Genomic DNA, 16,809 nt, shown 5'->3' on the forward strand with positions numbered 1-16,809 from the left:
AGCCGGAACAGGAGATCGGCATAATCTCCTCCGACGCTTAGCTAATATCGGCTTGCGACGAACGTCAATTGCTATTTGTCCTACAAAACGGATTTTTCGAAAGAAGCCACTGTTGACGCCAAGGGGGCATGTGCGTAAATGGGCGAAAGCGCTGTTTCCGGGAGGGGCCGGGAAAGAGCGAGGGCCGCGGCAGAACCGCTGGCCGAAAGCACGGGGAGGAAGCAGTCTGGTGTCGGTTCTCGAACTCACCAATATCTCGAAACATTTCGGCGCCATCCAGGCTGTCAACGACGTTTCGCTCTCGATCGAGGCCGGACAGGTGGTCGGCCTGATGGGCGACAACGGCGCCGGCAAGTCGACGCTGGTCAAGATGATCGCCGGCAATTTCCCCCCGAGCCATGGCACGATGCAGATGGACGGCAAGGATCTGATCCTGCACAAGCCGGTGGAGGCGCGCCAGCACGGCATCGAGATCGTCCATCAGGATCTCGCGCTGTGCAACAATCTGACGGCCGCCGCCAATGTTTATCTCGGACGCGAGCTGCGCCGCGGCATCGGCCCGTTTCGCATCCTCGACTACGCCGCGATGTACAAGCGCGCCGGCCAGATCTTTGCCGAGCTGAAATCCGAGACCCGCCCGCGCGACCTGGTCAAGCAGATGTCGGGCGGCCAGCGGCAAGCGGTGGCGATCGCCCGCACCATGCTTTCGCAAGCCAAGATCGTGCTGATGGACGAGCCGACGGCGGCGATCTCGGTCCGGCAGGTCGCCGAGGTGCTGAACCTGATCCGCCATCTGCGCGACCAGGGCATTGCGGTCGTGCTGATCAGTCACCGCATGCCAGACGTCTTTGATGTTGCCGATCGCGTCATCGTCATGCGGCGCGGCCGCAAGGTCGCCGACAAGACGATCGCGTCGAGTTCGCCCGAGGAAGTCACCGGGCTCATTACCGGCGCCATCGAACAGGTTTGATGTCAGCGGGTTCCACCACGCAAGCAAATAAAGGTCGACGATGGCAGTAACTCTTGACCAGACGATCGCGCAGAAACAGCACACTTTGCTGAGCAGGGTGTTTGCCAGCCAGACTTTCTGGGTGGTGATCGCGGTCATCCTCGCCTGTCTGTTCCTGTCCGTGGCCACGGATTCCTTCGCCACGACCAAGAACCTGTACAACATCACCCGCAACGTCACCTTCGTCGCCATTGTTGCGCTCGGCATGACATTCGTCATCATCACCGGCGGCATCGACCTGTCGGTCGGCTCGGTGCTTTGCCTGTGCTCGATGGTGCTGGCCGTCACCATGCATGCCGGCTACGGCATCGAGGTCGGCATCGCCGCTGCGATCGCGACAGCGCTGATTATCGGCGCCTTCAACGGCATTTTGATCGCCTATCTCGGCTTTCCGCCCTTCGTGGTGACGCTCGGAATGCTGTCGATCGCCCGCAGCCTGGCCATGGTCGCCTCCAACAACACCGTCGTCTTCCAGTTCGGGCCCGATCACGACAAGCTTCTGGCGTTGGGCGGCGGCGCCTGGGTGTTCGGCATCGCCAATCCGGTGCTCTACACCATCTTGCTGGCGCTGATCACCGGCTTCGTGCTGCGCTGGACGAAATTCGGCCGGCACATCTTCGCCATCGGTGGCAACGAGCATGCGGCGACGCTGACCGGCGTTCCGGTGCGCCAGATCAAGGTCGCGGTCTACATGATCTCGGCGCTGGCAGCGGGCGTTGCCGGCATCATCCAGACCGGCTGGCTGGGCGCCGTCACCACCAATCTCGGCAACGGCATGGAGCTTCAGGTTATCGCCGCCACCGTCATCGGCGGCGCCAATTTGGCGGGCGGCATGGGTACTGCCTTTGGCGCCGTCGTCGGCGCAGCGCTGATCGAGGTGATCCGCAACAGTCTCGGCCTGCTCGGCATCAATGCGTTCTGGCAAGGTACCTTTATTGGCGGCGCTATTCTGATGGCGGTCCTGTTCGACCGGTTACGCAATTTCAGGCGCAACGAATAGGACCATGATCCCGAACCGAAGGTCCGCGCCAGCGAAAGCAAAAGTCGGTTTTGCGGCGCTGACCTTCGGTTCGGATAAGACCATGGTCAAACAAAAGACAGTCTGATGGTGAAATCCCTCTTCAGCCTCGACGGGCGGCTGGTGCTGATCACCGGTTCCGGCCAAGGAATCGGCTTTGCCCTGGCGCGGGGCCTTGCCGAGCATGGCGCGAGCGTGGTGCTGAACGGCCGCGATCCGGGCAAGGTCGCTGGTGCGGTGGCAAGGCTGGACGGCGCCGGATTCAAGGCGCATGCCTCGATCTTCGACGTGACCGATTTTCATGCAGTCGATGAGGATATTGCCCGGATCGAGGCCCAGATCGGTGCCATCGACATCCTCGTCAACAATGCCGGCGTGCAGTTCCGCGCCCCGCTCGAGGATTTTCCCGAGGAGCAGTGGGAGCGCCTGTTCAAGACCAATGTCTCGGGCGCCTTCCACGCCGGCAAGGCGGTGGCCCGGCACATGATCCCGCGCGGCAAAGGCAAGATCATCAACATCGGTTCGGTGCAAAGCGAGCTCGCCAGAACCGGCATCGCCCCCTACACGGCGACCAAGGGCGCGATCAGGAACCTGACCAGGGGCATGTGCGCCGACTGGGCGAAACACGGCCTGCAGATCAATGCCATCGCGCCCGGTTATTTCCGCACCGAGATGAACCAGGCGCTGGTCGACAACCCGGAATTTTCTGCCTGGCTGGAGAAGCGCACGCCGGCCGGACGCTGGGGCAATGTCGATGAACTGATCGGCGCCGCGGTCTTCCTGGCGTCGGATGCATCGTCCTTCGTCAACGGCCATACGCTTTATGTCGACGGCGGCCTGACCGCGTCGGTTTGAGAGGTGGCGCCTTCACCTTCTCCCCTTGTGAGACCTTTGCACAGAAGCCGAACGGTGATTCTGTGGTGAAGGTTGGAGCAGGGAGATTCGGGATGGCGGATCGTGTTTTGGGTCAGTTGAGTCTGGCGGACGGTCTGGCGGCGTCGGATGAGACGATTTTCGACCTAGTATCGAAGGAACTGGACTGGGCGCCGATCCGAACATTGCTGGGTCAGCGCAGCGGTCCTGGCTCGGGCAACACCAGCTATCCGGCGGAACCGCTGGTGCGCTGTCTTTTGCTGGGCATGTGGCATGGGCTGAGCGATCCGGCGCTTGAGGCGCAGATCCGGGACCGATTGTCGTTCCGCCGCTTTGCCGGTTTCAGCCTTTCGGACCGCACGCCCGACCATTCGACACTGTGGCGCTTCCGCGAGGAGCTGACGCGTGAGCGACTGATCGACAAGGTCTTTGAGGAGATCAACCGTCAGCTGGAGGAGAAGGGCCTGATCGTCAAGCGCGGCACCTTGGTCGATGCCACGTTCCTGCAGGCTCGTGGCCGTCCGCCCAAGCAGCCGAAGAAGGGCCACCAAGGTCCGGTCAAGCCGTCGGCCGACAAGGATGCGCGTTGGGGCAAGAAGGGCAAGAAGAGCACCTTCGGCTACAAGATGCACATCGGCGTCGACCAGGAGCACACCTTGATCCGGCGTGTCGAGGCGAGCGACGCCTCGGTCACCGACACCGAGCCGGCCGACCAGTTGATCTGCGGCGACGAGAAGGCGGCCTATGGCGATCAAGCCTATTACACCCACGCCCGCCATGCCCGGCTCGCCGCCGCCAACATTAAGGACCGGCTGATGCGGCGGCCCAACAAGCATCACCCCGAGTTGCCGCCGCGCCACAAGCTGCGCAACCGGCTGATCGCCAAGGTGCGGGCGGCAGTGGAGCGGCCTTTCGCCGTGTTCAAGGAGCGTTACGGCATGCGACGCCTGCGCTTCTTCAACCTCGCCACCAACCGCACGCAGTGCATACTGGCCGCCTGCGCTTACAATCTGCGCACCATGATTGGCGTCCTCTATCCACCCGATGAGAGGCGGACATGAGGGAGGAGTGCGTCCACAATCCGGCAGGATGGCTGCCTAAACCGACAAAGGCCCCGCAAGGGCCGCGGAAAACCGCTCTGCCGGCCTTCAAAAAGGCCCTCACTGACCACCGAAATCCACTTCGCTCCCCGTGCAAAGCCCTCCTTGTGGGAGAAGGTGGCTTCGCGAAGCGAGGTCGGATGAGGGGTGTTCCAGCTTGGCAATAGCAAAGATCCACCGCCTCATTTCTTCCAACACCCCTCATCCGTCTCGGTGCTAACGCGCCGATCCACCTTCTCCCACAAGGGGAGAAGGGGCGCTAAGCTATCGCTCAGTCTGAAAATCCGCTGCTATAGCTTATCGCAGGCGCCAGGCGTGCGCATGCGCCTTGACGCGGACATGAAGCGCGCCGCACTATCCCCATTGCAGGCGAAGGGAGGCCAGTCGCCTGCGGGAGGATATACCCATGACGGAAGCGATCAGGCTCTACTGGGGCCGGTTCGGACATGTTTCTGTCCTGAACGTCGCCAGCGACTTCGTCACCCATGCCCATGTCGAGGCGCACATCATCATCTGGCTGGAAGGTACGGCCGGCGAGATGACAATCGGCCGCGAGACGGTGCGGCTTGGGCCGGGCACCGCCGCCGGCATCAATTCCTTTCAGCCGCACAGCCACGCTCTGTCTCGCGACGGCCGGCCCGGCCTATTCCTCGCCTTCTACATCGATCCGGACTGGGCGCGCCGCCGCCGCGATTTGCCGTCCGCCGCGCCGCTGTTCTCGACGCCGGCGATCACACTGGAGCCCTGGCTGCACAAGGCGGCAGCCAACCTTCTCGACCATCTCAGCGACAATGAGAGCATCGACGACATCGCCAATTACGAGATCGAACGCTTCATCGACAGCGTGCTCGATGCTGCCGACGCTTCGGCTCCGCCGGTGACGCGCGCCCGCGTCCATACCATGCAGGACTTCCGCGTCCGCAAGGCGATCCAGCTGATGAAGGCCAATGTCTGCGAGCGCATCTGCTTCGATGACGTGGCGCGCAGCGTCGGCCTGTCGCGGCCACATTTCTTCGCGCTGTTCAAGGAGCAGACCAATCTGACGCCCAACGTCTATTGGAACACGCTGCGCATGGAAGAAGCGGTGCGGCAGTTGCAGTGGTCGCAGGAGCCGCTGATCTCAGTGGCCTGCAATCTAGGCTTCACCACGCAGGGCAATTTCTCGCGCTTCTTCCGCGACCATGTCGGCGTTCCGCCGACACTCTATCGCGAGGCGGCGCGGGCCATTTCCTGAACCATTTTCAGACTATTTGATAGGCGTTCAAGACGCATTGATAAGCGCCGCCGGGCTCGCCGCCCTACCCTCGCGACATACATATTCGCAAGGGAACGATCATATGGCGAAAGTCACCATCTCCAGCGTCATCGACGCACCGGTCGAAAAGGTCTGGGCGCGCATACGCGACTTCAACGGCCTGCCGAGCTGGCACCCGCGCATGGTCGAGAGCCATATCGAGGACGGCAAGGATGCCGGCACGATCGGCTGCGTGCGCAATTTCGAGCTCGCCAGCGGCGCCCGTATCCGCGAAAAGCTGCTCGACTTCTCCGACGACAATTTCCTTGTCAGCTATTCCATCCTGGAGACGCCGCAGCCGCTCACCAATCACAAGGCGACACTGCAATTGCGGCGGGTGACCGACGGCGACCGCACCTATGCCGAATGGACCGCCAGCTTCGACGCTGCTCCGGAAGAGGCCGACAAATTGGCCGAGGGCATGGGCGCCAACGTTTTCCAGGGCGGCTTCAACGCCCTGAAGAATCATTTCACCGGTCAAGGTTGAACTGAATTGGGCTGACAAACAGGAGCGTTCCATGGCGCTTGCATTGCAGACTTTTTCGACGGTCAAGGACGCGAATGCGGCGCTGAAAGCCGCCGGCACCCGCTATCTCGGCGGCGGCACGCTGGTCGTGCGCGCCGCCAATGAAGGCGATGTCTCGGTCTCCAGCCTTATCAGGTCGACCGAACCGGTGCTGTCGGCCATCACCGTTTCCGGCAGCGAGGTCCGCATCGGCGCTTCGGTGACCATGGCGGCGATCGCCCGTCACCCGGATCTCGCTGCGCTTAGCGGCGCGGCGCGCGCCGTCGGCGGCCCGGCGATCCGCAACATGGCGACAGTCGGCGGCAATCTCTTCGCCCCGGCGCCCTATGGCGATTTCACCGTCGCGCTGCTGGCACTGGATGCCACCGTCAGCACCGATGGGGGCGACCTACCGATCGAAACCTTCCTGGCAAAACGCGAAAGCAACCACGCCATCATCACCGCGGTCGGCTTCACCCTTCCGGCAGATGGCGGCCTTCGTTTCCTGAAAGTGTCGAGGGTCAAGCCGAAGGGCGTCTCGGTGCTGAGCATCGCCGCCGTGCTGGAGCAGGCTCCGGACGGCACCGTGTCTTCGGCGCGGATCGCGCTTGGCTGCATGGCCGACCGTCCGATGCGTGCGAAGGCGGCGGAGAAGGCATTGGTAGGCCGGACGCTGACCAGCGACGGCATCGCGCCGGCACTGACTGTCGCGAGCGATGGCACCTCGCCCGTCACCGATCCGATCGCCAGTGCCTGGTATCGCAATGAAGTCCTGCCAGTCCATCTCGGCCGGCTGCTGCTCGGCTGAAATTGCTCATTGGGGCGCGCGCTTGCTTGGCTGAGCGCAAGGAGGAAAACATGGCAAAGGTCCCGGTTCAGTTCACGCTCAACGGCGCGGAAAAGGCCGAATTCATCGACAGCGGAACGACGCTGCTCAACGCATTGCGCGACAAGATCAACGACACCTCGCCGAAAGGCGGCTGCCACCAAGGCACATGCGGCGCCTGCTCGGTCATCATCGACGGCGAACTCAGGCTATCCTGCCTGACGCTGGCCGAGACCTGCAACGGCGCGACCATCACCACGACGTCGGGGCTTTCGGAGAGCGGCGTGCTGCATCCTTTGCAGCGCGCCTTCCTCGACGCCTTCGCCACGCAATGCGGCTTCTGCACGCCGGGCATGATCATGGCGGCCAAGGTGCTGCTCGACCACACGCCGAACCCCAGCCGCGAGGATGTTGTCGAGGCGCTGTCGGGCAATATCTGCCGCTGCACGGGCTACGAGCCGATCATCCAGGCGGTGCTGACCGCCGCACGGTCCAATTCGCAGCACGCGGCTTGAGGGGAGTCAAAAAGATGGAACTCCGCAAGAGCTATTTCGCCGACCAGCGCAAGGATGATCTCCACGAGATCGGCCAGCCCCGGCCGCGCTCCGATTCACCCGGTCATGTCACCGGCAGGACCGCCTATTTCGCCGACCGCAATTTTCCCGGCATGCTGCATCTGAAGATGGTGCGCAGCCCGCACCACCACGCCCGCATCCGCAGCATCGACATATCAGAGGCCGAGAAGCACCCGGGCGTGGTGAAAATCCTGACCGCCAAGGATGTGCCGCACAATGTCTACACCATCCTGATCCTGATCCAGATCGGGCCGGAAGACGAGACGGTGCTGGCCGACGGCAAGGTGCGCTGGAAGGGCGAGGCGGTGGTGGCGGTGCTGGCTGAGACGGAGCGTGCCGCACAGGAAGCGGCGGCCAAGGTCAAGGTCGACTACGAGGTGCTGCCGGCCGTCTTCGACATGGAGGAAGCGCTGAAGCCCGGCGCACCGATAGTGAACGAATATCACGGCCAGAATTATTACCTCTATGACAGCGGCGAATGCCGCAAGGTGCGCTTCGGCGATGTCGAGGCCGGTTTCGCCGGGGCCGACCATATCCTGGAACAAACCTACCAGTCGTCGCCGATCGAGCACGCGCCGACCGAGACGACCGGCTGCATCGTCGCCCCAGAGGGCAATGACCGCTTCACCTGCTACACCAACACGCAGGCGATGTTCTTCACCCTCGACAATGCCTCGATCATCCTGCAGATGCCCGGCAACAAGCTGCATTTCGTCGGCGGCACCGTCGGTGGCGGTTTCGGCGGCAAGGTCGACGTCATCGTCGAGCCAATCGCCATCCTCGGCGCCAAGCTGACCGGGCGTCCGGTCTCCTTCATCTACAGCCGCGAGGAGGAGATGCAGATCTCCTCGCCGCGCGCAGCGGAAAAGGTCGTCATCAAGGACGGCGTCATGAAGGACGGCCGCATCGTCGCCCGCAAGGTCACCGGCTATACCGATGCCGGCGCCTATTCGCGCCACTCACCCTATGGCGCGCAGAAGGGCGCTGGCCACTATCCTGGTCCCTACACCATCCCGAACGTCTGGATCGATACCTACTGCGTCTACACCAACCGCACCCCCTCCTCCGCCATGCGCGGCTTCGGCGTCACCATCGGCGATTTCGCGCTGGAAGTGCAGATGGACAAGCTCGCCCGGCTGATCGGCATGGACCCGCTCGAATTCCGCTTCATCAATGCCTACCGCGACGGCGACATGAAGGCGCATCGCCAGCCGACCGAAGGCGCTGCGCTGATCGAGTGCATGCAGGAAGCCTCGCGTGCCGCCAACTGGCCGGTGGCGGAAAAGTACCTCTCCATGTCGTCCTACACGAAGGGAGCTTGAGATGGCGATCAGGCGCGGACGCGGCGTTGCCGCGATCAACTATCCGACCGGCATGAACCTCGGCGGCGACCCGACCCAGGCGCTAGTGCATTCGACGCCGACCGGCAATTTCATGGTGACGCTGTCATCAGTCGATCTCGGCCAGGGCATGAAACAGATCATGGCGCAGATTTGCGCCGAGACGATCGGCGTGCCGACCGACCGCGTCGTCGTCGACACCGCCGACACCGACACCGGCCCGCACTGCATGGGCACCTTCGCCTCGCGCGGCACGCACCGCGCCGGCAACGCCGTCATCCAGGCGGCCAGGGAAGCGCGCCAGGTGATGCTGGAAGTGGCGGCCGAGGAACTGGAAGTGAATGCGTCGGACCTCGAGACCGACGGCCAGGGTAACATCCTGGTCAAGGGCGCGCCGCAGAGATCGATCTCGATCTTCGATGTCGCGCTGTCGGCGCATTTCAAGCGCGGCCGCTCGATTTCCGGCCGCGGCATGTTCCTCATCCCGCGCTCGTACCCCGAAAAAGAAACCGGCGCGATGAAGCCGTCGACCTGTTATGCCCATGCCTGCGCGGTGGCGGAAGTCGAGGTCGATGATGAGACCGGCGAAGTCACCGTGCTGACCGTGAAGAACGTTTTTGAGATCGGCCGCGCGCTGAACCCGAAAATGGTCGAGCAGCAGCTCGTCGGCGGCTCGTGGATGGGCATCAGCCACGCGCTCTACGAGACGACCGAACCCTATTATCCCAACCGCGACCATGGCGGCACAGACTTCAACCAGTATCTGATGCCGGGACCGGGCGATCTTGCGCAAACCGAGATCATCGTGCTGGAACGGCCCTCGACCGACGGCCCGTACGGCGCCAAGGGGCCGGGCGAGATGTGCGCCAACCCGCAAATCCCGGCGGTCGCCAACGCCGTCTTCGACGCCGTCGGCGTGCGCATCGACACGCTGCCGATCACACCGGAGCGCATCCTACGGGCGCTGAAGGCGCAAGCCGGCGCGCCAAACTGAGTGTTGGAAATGCCCAAGAGAAGCGCCGAAACTGTCGCGACCTCGCCGGAGGCGGTGGCATCGCGCCTCGCCGCTTCGCGCTATCTGGCGGACGAGAGCCTGGCGACCGCCATCTTCCTGGCGATCAGGCTGGGCAAGCCGCTGCTGCTCGAAGGCGCGCCCGGCGTCGGCAAGACGGAAGCGGCGAAGGCGATAGCCGAGCTGCTCGGGCGCGATCTGGTGCGGCTGCAATGCTATGAGGGCATCGATGCCGCGCATGCGCTCTACGAATGGAACTACCAGCGCCAGTTGCTCGCAATCCGCCATGCCGGCGAGCATGAGGTCGACATCTATGACGACCGTTTTCTGATCGCGCGGCCGCTGCTGCAGGTGCTGAAGGCGCCGGAAAAACGCGTGCTGCTGGTCGACGAGATCGATCGCTCGGACCATGAGTTCGAAGCGCTGCTCCTGGAATTCCTTTCCGATTTCCAGATCAGCATTCCCGAGCGCGGCACCATCCACGCGACGGCGCAGCCGATCGTCATCCTGACCTCGAACCGCACCCGCGAGCTGGCGGAAGCGCTGCGGCGGCGCTGCGTCTACCACTGGATCACCTATCCCGGCGCCGAGCGCGAGGCCGAGATCATCATGCTGCGCGCCGGTGAAGTCGCCGAGGCGACCGCACGTGCCGTGGCTTCTGCCGTGCGCGACATCCGCGCCCGCCCGCTGGCCAAGCCGCCGGGCATCGCCGAAGCGGTCGAATGGGCGAACGCCGCGACGATCCTCGAAAAAGGCGGCAGCCCGTGGCCGGAAGCGTTCCGCCGCGCCATCGGCGTGCTGATCAAGGACGAGGAGGATCTGTCCTACATCGCGCCTGAGCTTGGCCGGATCGTCGAGGAGGCACTGGCGTGAGCGCCACAGCCTTGCCCCGGGCGGCTGCGCCCTTGCTCGGCTTCGGACGGCTGCTGCGCCGCTATGGCTTTCCGGTGGCGCCCGAGCAGGTGTCCGGCTTCATGCAGGCGGTGACGCTGCTTGGCCCGCGCTCGATGAATGACATCCACGAGGCCGCCCTTGCCACGTTGGCGCCACCGCCCGACCGCCGCGACGAATTCGAGGCGCATTTCCAAAGCCATTTCTACGGCAACACCGCGGCCGCGGTCGAAGGCGAGGCCGACGAAGAAACCCGCATCAAGGACGACGGCGGCTCCAGCGACGAAGAGAGCGAGGTGGCGCGCCAGGAGGAAGGTGGCGAGCTATCGTCTGGCGCCGAACAGTTGAGCGCCCGCGACTTTCAGCGCGACGGCGACGGGCTGGCCGCCTTCCGCCGCAAGCTTTCCGCCGCCCTGCCCGCCCGCCGCTCCTTCCGCACCGTGCGCGCGCACGCGCGCGGCAAGCTCGATCTGCGCCGGTCGCTGCGGGAAATCGTCAGCGCCGACGGCGACGTGCCATCGCCGCTGCTGCGCCGCAGGCAGACCGTGCCGCGCAAGCTGCTGATCCTGATCGACGTGTCGGGCTCGATGAAGCTGCATACATCGGACTATCTCAAACTGGCGCATGCGGCGGTGCAGGGCGCAGACCGGGCTGAAATTTTCACCTTCGGCACGCGGCTGACCCGCATCACCGGGGCGTTGCGCATCCGCGACCGCGACCAGGCGCTGGCCCGCGTGGCAGCGCTGGTCGACGACTGGGACGGCGGCACCCGGATGGGACCGACGCTGCTCGCCTTCCTGTCGGTGCCGCGCTTTTCCGCTTTCGCGCGCGGGGCAGCGATTGTCATCCTGTCGGACGCGCTGGAGCGCGGCGATCATGCCGAGCTGGAAACGGCGATGCGTCGGCTGAGCGCCCGCGCCTTCCGGCTTTCGCTGGCGACGCCGCTGGCCGGCGATCCGCGTTTCCAGCCGGCGACGGCAGCACTTCGCGCCATCCTGCCGGTGCTCGACGATCTGGTCGACGGCTCGTCGATCTCGGGTCTCTCCGATTTCATCCTGTCGCTCGCCCGCCCCGCTCCGGCGGCCGCAGCAATCTGGAAAAGGGCTTCATGATGCAAAAGGCGATCGACGCGCATTTCCACATCTGGCGCCAAGAGGATCAGCCCTGGCTGCGCGGGCCGATGGTGCCGCGCATCTTCGGACCTTATGAACCGATCCGCCGCGACTATCCGATCGAGGAATTCCTGGCCGATCAGAAAGGCTCCGGCGTCGAGAAGGCGGTCTATGTCCAGACCAACTGGGCGAAGGAGGATTTCGAGACCGAAGTCGCCTTCCTGCAGAAGACAGCTGACGAAACCGGCTGGCCGCATGCCATCGTCGGCTATGCCGATATGACGGTGGACGATGTCCGCCCCCAGATCGATCGCTTGAAAAAATATCCGCTGCTGCGCGGCGTGCGCATGCAGCTGCACTGGCACGAAACGCCGGCCTTCCGCTTCGCCGCCGCGCCCGATCAGGTCGTCGACCCGAAGGTGCGGGCCAATGTGGCGCGGCTGAAGGACTATGGCCTGTCCTTCGACCTGCAGCTTTTCCCGGCCCAGATGAAGGACGGGCTGACGCTTGTCGCAGAGAACCCGGAAACGAATTTCATCCTCACCCATGCCGGCATGCTGACCGGCATGGACCCGGAGACCACGGAGGCCTGGAAGACCGGAGTGCGCACGCTTTCAGCCGCGCCCAACCTCTATGCCAAGCTCTCCGGCCTCGGCACCTTCGTCCACCGCAACGACCCGGCGCTGATCGCTTACATCGTCGACAACGCGATCGACATGCTCGGCAGCGATCATCTGATGTTCGGCTCGAACTTCCCAATCGAGAAACTTTGGACCAGCCACGCCGAACTGATCAAGGCGCACCGGGAGGCGGTGGCCAAGCACGGCGCGGCCGCCGAGGCGAACATCTTTTGGAACACTGCGGAGAAGGTATATCGGCCGGGGTAGCGCAGCCCCCCTTTCCTTCTCCCCTTGTGGGAGAAGGTGGCCGAGCGAAGCTCGGTCGGATGAGGGGTGCTGGAAGGATCGCTATCTTGAAGAACTAAGCACTTAAAATCCCTCGATCTTTTTACGCTGCATTTCTTCCAACACCCCCTCATCCGTCTCGGCGCCACGCGCCGATCCACCTTCTCCCACAAGGGGAGAAGGAAAAGCTCCCCGCCTCCGCCGACACAGGACGGACAACTGCCGCCGGTCTCAATTCTGCGGATGATGACCCGAGACCTCGGCGCCCGCGGCCGGTGGCAGCGCCAGGAAGCGGAACGAGGCCGCGAGCCCGATAGCGCCGATCGCCAGGAAGGCGAGGCGGAAGTCTGTGAGGTCGAGCGCCGGCCCGCCCCTCGCGATCTGCGACAAGTTGAGCAGCGCCGCGGCGATCGCCACGCCGAACAGCATCGCCACCTGCTGCAGCATGCTGGACAGCGTCGCCGCCGAGCTGCGCTGCGGCGGGGCCACATCAGCGAAGGCCAGCGTGTTGAGCGCAGTGAACTGCATCGAACGCGACAGTCCGGCGATCAGCATCAGCGCCACCACCAGCGCTTGCGGGGTCTGCGGCGAGATCGCCGCGCAGGCCATGATCGACAGGGATGCGATCACGCCGTTGATGATCAGAACCGAACGGAAACCGAAGCGCCTCAGCGTCGGCGTCGTCACCGTCTTCATGCCGAGATTGCCGAGGAAATAGGCGAGGATCAGCATGCCGGCATCGACCGGGCTCAGCCCGAAGCCGACCTGGAACAGCAGCGGCAGCAGGAACGGCGTCGCGTTGATGGCGACCCGGAAAATGGTGCCGGCCGACAGCGTCGATAGGGCGAAAGTCTGCACCTTGAACGCTGTGAGATCGAGCAGCGGATTTTTGGCGCGCGCCAGATGCCGCACCGCCAGCCAGCCGACCAAGATGCCGGCGGCAAGCAGCGCCACGGTCGGCAAGGCGCCGTCTTCCACATGCGCGATGCGTTCGAGACCGTAAAGCAGGCAAGCAAGCCCGACAGAGGTCAAAAAGAAACCTGGCCAGTCGAGCGGTTTGGTCTCGGACTCGCGGTCGCCCGGAATGAAGCGGGCGACCAGCGCCAGGCCGGCCACGCCGAGCGGGATGTTGATGAAGAAATTCCAGTGCCAGGAGAGATAGGTGGTGATGAAGCCGCCGAGCACCGGCCCGACCACCGGCGCGAACAGCGCCGGCCAGGTGATCAGCGCCGTGGCATTGAGCAGCTCGGACTTCGGTGCGTTGCGCAGCACCAGGATACGGCCGACCGGCGTCATCAGCGCACTGCCCAGGCCCTGCACGGCACGTGCGGCGACGAACTGGGTCAGGTTCTGCGAGACGCCGCAGGCGATCGAGGCCAGCGTGAACAGCGCGATCGCCACGAGGAAGATGTTGCGCGCGCCAAAGCGGTCGACGAGCCAGCCCGACAGCGGCACGAACACCGCCATGGTCAGCATATAGGCGGTGATGCCGATGCTCATCGCCAGCGCCGGCACGCCGAAGGATTCTCCCATCTGCGGCAGCGACGTCGAGATGATCGTCGAATCCAGGAGCTGCATGAAGAAGGCAACGGCGACGATCAGCGCCACGCGGCGCGCCTGTGTCGCGCTTTCGGGCAAGGCTTCGTTTTCGGGAATGGCGGTCATGCGCAGGCCTGTACGAGAGGTTTTTCCCGCGCCACTGGGAACCAGGCAATTGTCCGGCAAATCGATGACGCACCGGTTTGAACAGCATTTGGGCGGCGCCGTCCAGACATGGCCCAACAAACTTTCGTGTCGTATCGCGACCTGTTATGCGATGACTGAACCTCGCCATCGAACCTCTTCTGACTTAGGAATTGTGTGCGCATGAAGCCCGTCTACATCGATTATCTCAACGCCCTCGACATCGAAGCGCTTGATATGACCGATGCGGAAATCATCGAAGCGGTCGAGGCCGGGCTGGTGGCGCAGGGCAACGGCCAGACGGTGATCGAGCCGCGCGTCCATCTCGAGCCGGACCCGTCCTTCAACGGCCATTTCAACGTCCTGCGCGGCTACGTCGCGCCGCTCGATTCGGCGGGCGTCAAGATCGTCGGCGACTATGTCGACAATTACCTGCACGGCCTGCCGTCGGAATTCGGCATCCTCAACCTGTTCGATCCGCGCACCGGCACGCCGCGTGCCATCCTCGATGCCACCGTGATCACCGACATGCGCACCGGCGCCGTCACCGCCATCGGCGCAAAACATCTGGCGAAAAAGACATCGAAGATCCTCGGCCATGTCGGCGCCCGCGGCACCGCCTACTGGAACGTGCGCCTGCTCGACCATCTCTTCGACTTCGACGAGATCCGCGTTCATTCGCGCCGGCCCGAAAGCCGCGACGGCTTTGCCGCAAAGCTATCCGCCGATCTCGGCAAGAAGGTCACGGCGGTCGCCGACTGGCGCGCTTGCGTCGAAGGCGCCGACATCGTCGTCGAGGCCTCGCGGCTGCTGGAACCGCAGGCGTTGCTGAAGACGCAATGGATCAAGCCCGGCGCGCTGGTGATGCCCTACGGCACGATGAGCGCGGTGGAATTGTCGCTGACCGACATCATGGCCAAGATCGTCGTCGACGACTGGGGCCAGTGCAAGGGCGGCAAATTCGGCTCGCTGCGCGCCCATGTCGAGGCCGGACGCCTCAGCGAAAGAACGCTGCACGCCGAACTTGGCCAGATCGCTGCCGGCCTCAAGCCCGGGCGTGAGAGCGACGACGAGACGATCCTGTTCTGGCATCGCGGCCTGTCGCTCTCCGACATCGCGCTGGGCGAAGCGATGCTGGCCAAGGCGCAGGCGCAGAACATCGGCCAGCGGCTGCGCTTCGCATGAGCGCGCTCATCCTCACCGGGGCCGACATCAGGGTCGAGGATGTCGCGGCGGTTGCCCGCGACGGACGCAAGGTCGAGGTGGCGTCTGTCGTCCGCGAGAGGCTGGACAGAGCGCGAAAAGTGCTCGACCGCGCCGCCGCCTCCGGCCAGCAGATCTACGGGCTCAACACCGGGCTCGGCGCCAATCTCGGCACGTCGGTCAGCGGCGACGCCAGCGCCTTCCAGCGCCAGTTGCTGGAAGGGCGCAGCGGCGCCGTGGGGAACGCGCTGCCGCAAGACATCGTGCGGGCGACGATGCTTGCCCGGGCGGGCATGTTTTCGGCCGGCGGTTCGGGCATTTCGTCAGAGGTTTTCAACGCACTCATCGACGCGCTCAATGCCGGCGTGCATCCGGTGATGCCGTCGCTGGGCTCGATCGGCGACAGCGACCTGGTGCTGATGGCAACGCTCGGCCGCATGCTGACCGGCGACGGCGAAGCCGACTTCCAGGGCCGGCGCATGCCGGCGGCCAAGGCGCTGGCGATGGCGCGCCTCGCCCCCGTCAGCCTCGCCCCCAAGGACGGGCTGTCGCTGATAAGCGCCTCGGCGGTGTCCGCCGGCAGCGGCGCGCTGGCGGTGGCCGACGCACTGTCCGCTTTCGCGCAACAACAGCAGGCGGGCGCGTTGACCATGGAAGGCATCGGCGCCAACCAGACGATCCTTGATCCGCGCTTGCATGCGGCACGACCGGCCGCTGGCCAGCAGCGGGCCGCGCAAGGCTTGCGCGATCTGCTGGCCCGCGACAAGGCGCCGGCGCCGGCCACCTTGCAGGACCCACTATCGATCCGCTGCATGCCGTCGATCCATGGCGCGCTGTTGCAGGCAATCGATCAGGCCAAGCAAGCCGTCGAGATCGAGCTCAACGCCGCTGCCGACAACCCGCTCGTGCTGGGCGACGACGCCATTGTGCTGTCGACCGGCAATTTCCACACCCCGTCGCTGTCGCTTGCCTTCGAGACGCTTGGCCTCGCCATAGCTCAATGCGCGGCCGCCTCTGCCGCTCGTTTCATCCAGCTTACCGGCTCAGGCCGCAACGGCCTGCCCAGATATCTATCGCCGGTCGGCGGTGCTTCGGCCGGTTTCGTGCCGCTGCAAAAGACGGTGAGCGCGATCCTCGCCGCCATCCGCCACAAGGCCAACCCGGTGACGCTCGACTTCCTACCGGTCTCGGAGGGCGTCGAGGACCATGCGACGCAAGCACCGCTGGCCGTCTCCAAATGCGCCGACATGATCGTGCTGTGGCAGCGGCTGATCGCCTTCGAGCTGATGGCGGCCGCACAGGCCGTAGACCTGCGCAACGGGCTGACGTTGGCGCCGGCAACCGCCGCGATTCATGCGGCGGTGCGCGCGCTTGTCCTGCCGCTCAAGGAGGACAGGCCCCAGGGCATCGATGCCGAGGCGATTTACGCAGCGCTCGCCAGCGGATCGTGGCAGGCGTAGCGC

The 16,809-nt window shown here is 64.6% G+C and carries 16 protein-coding genes; 15 read left to right on the forward strand and 1 reads right to left on the reverse strand.

All coding sequences use genetic code 11. From position 1 onward, the window contains the following. Nucleotides 1-229 precede the first annotated feature (229 nt). From RPG13_RS25035 to RPG13_RS25095, 13 genes are all read left to right on the forward strand, one after another. Nucleotides 230-970 (forward strand): ATP-binding cassette domain-containing protein, encoded by a 741-nt coding sequence (locus RPG13_RS25035; protein ID WP_095482940.1) that lies wholly within the window; start codon nt 230-232, stop codon nt 968-970. A gap of 40 nt (nt 971-1,010) precedes the next feature. Beyond that, nucleotides 1,011-2,009 (forward strand): ABC transporter permease, encoded by a 999-nt coding sequence (locus tag RPG13_RS25040; protein ID WP_126105818.1) that lies wholly within the window; start codon nt 1,011-1,013, stop codon nt 2,007-2,009. Between the two features lie 105 nt (nt 2,010-2,114). Beyond that, entirely contained in the window at nt 2,115-2,882 is a 768-nt protein-coding gene (locus RPG13_RS25045) for an SDR family oxidoreductase (protein ID WP_127293476.1), read from the forward strand. Nucleotides 2,883-2,974: 92 nt separating this feature from the next. Next, nucleotides 2,975-3,961, forward strand: a complete 987-nt coding sequence (locus tag RPG13_RS25050) for an IS5 family transposase (protein ID WP_126103272.1) — start codon at nt 2,975-2,977, stop codon at nt 3,959-3,961. A gap of 445 nt (nt 3,962-4,406) precedes the next feature. Continuing rightward, nucleotides 4,407-5,234 carry an AraC family transcriptional regulator gene (locus tag RPG13_RS25055; RefSeq protein WP_127293474.1) on the forward strand — a complete coding sequence of 276 codons (828 nt, stop codon included), beginning with the start codon at nt 4,407-4,409 and terminating at the stop codon, nt 5,232-5,234. A gap of 103 nt (nt 5,235-5,337) precedes the next feature. Beyond that, nucleotides 5,338-5,781 (forward strand): SRPBCC family protein, encoded by a 444-nt coding sequence (locus RPG13_RS25060; protein WP_127293472.1) that lies wholly within the window; start codon nt 5,338-5,340, stop codon nt 5,779-5,781. Nucleotides 5,782-5,812: 31 nt separating this feature from the next. After that, nucleotides 5,813-6,607 (forward strand): FAD binding domain-containing protein, encoded by a 795-nt coding sequence (locus RPG13_RS25065; RefSeq protein ID WP_127293470.1) that lies wholly within the window; start codon nt 5,813-5,815, stop codon nt 6,605-6,607. Nucleotides 6,608-6,657: 50 nt separating this feature from the next. After that, nucleotides 6,658-7,140 carry a (2Fe-2S)-binding protein gene (locus tag RPG13_RS25070; protein WP_127293468.1) on the forward strand — a complete coding sequence of 161 codons (483 nt, stop codon included), beginning with the start codon at nt 6,658-6,660 and terminating at the stop codon, nt 7,138-7,140. A 14-nt stretch (nt 7,141-7,154) separates the two neighbouring features. Then, nucleotides 7,155-8,522: a xanthine dehydrogenase family protein molybdopterin-binding subunit gene (locus tag RPG13_RS25075; protein WP_127293466.1), complete on the forward strand. Its 1,368-nt coding sequence runs from the start codon at nt 7,155-7,157 to the stop codon at nt 8,520-8,522. Between the two features lies 1 nt (nt 8,523). After that, nucleotides 8,524-9,534 carry a xanthine dehydrogenase family protein molybdopterin-binding subunit gene (locus RPG13_RS25080; protein WP_337126260.1) on the forward strand — a complete coding sequence of 337 codons (1,011 nt, stop codon included), beginning with the start codon at nt 8,524-8,526 and terminating at the stop codon, nt 9,532-9,534. Nucleotides 9,535-9,543: 9 nt separating this feature from the next. Continuing rightward, nucleotides 9,544-10,425: an AAA family ATPase gene (locus tag RPG13_RS25085; protein WP_337126261.1), complete on the forward strand. Its 882-nt coding sequence runs from the start codon at nt 9,544-9,546 to the stop codon at nt 10,423-10,425. Between the two features lie 53 nt (nt 10,426-10,478). Beyond that, complete coding sequence (locus RPG13_RS25090; protein WP_337127052.1) at nt 10,479-11,555, forward strand: vWA domain-containing protein; 1,077 nt, start codon at nt 10,479-10,481, stop codon at nt 11,553-11,555. Continuing rightward, nucleotides 11,555-12,442, forward strand: coding sequence for an amidohydrolase family protein (locus RPG13_RS25095; protein ID WP_185928306.1), 888 nt, complete (start codon nt 11,555-11,557; stop codon nt 12,440-12,442). Before RPG13_RS25090 ends, RPG13_RS25095 begins: the two co-directional genes overlap by 1 nt. 249 nt (nt 12,443-12,691) lie before the next feature. Here the strand turns inward: RPG13_RS25095 and RPG13_RS25100 are convergent, their stop codons facing one another. Further along, entirely contained in the window at nt 12,692-14,125 is a 1,434-nt protein-coding gene (locus tag RPG13_RS25100) for a DHA2 family efflux MFS transporter permease subunit (protein ID WP_337126262.1), read from the reverse strand. Between the two features lie 201 nt (nt 14,126-14,326). Between RPG13_RS25100 and RPG13_RS25105 the strand changes: the two genes are divergently transcribed. After that, entirely contained in the window at nt 14,327-15,328 is a 1,002-nt protein-coding gene (locus tag RPG13_RS25105; protein WP_337126263.1) for an ornithine cyclodeaminase family protein, read from the forward strand. Then, a complete protein-coding gene (locus tag RPG13_RS25110) occupies nt 15,325-16,806 on the forward strand; it encodes an HAL/PAL/TAL family ammonia-lyase (protein WP_337126264.1) in 1,482 nt (493 codons plus the stop codon). Before RPG13_RS25105 ends, RPG13_RS25110 begins: the two co-directional genes overlap by 4 nt. Nucleotides 16,807-16,809 lie beyond the last annotated feature (3 nt).

The sequence above is a fragment of the Mesorhizobium sp. ISC15 genome (assembly GCF_037162615.1).
Taxonomy (GTDB): domain Bacteria; phylum Pseudomonadota; class Alphaproteobacteria; order Rhizobiales; family Rhizobiaceae; genus Mesorhizobium; species Mesorhizobium mediterraneum.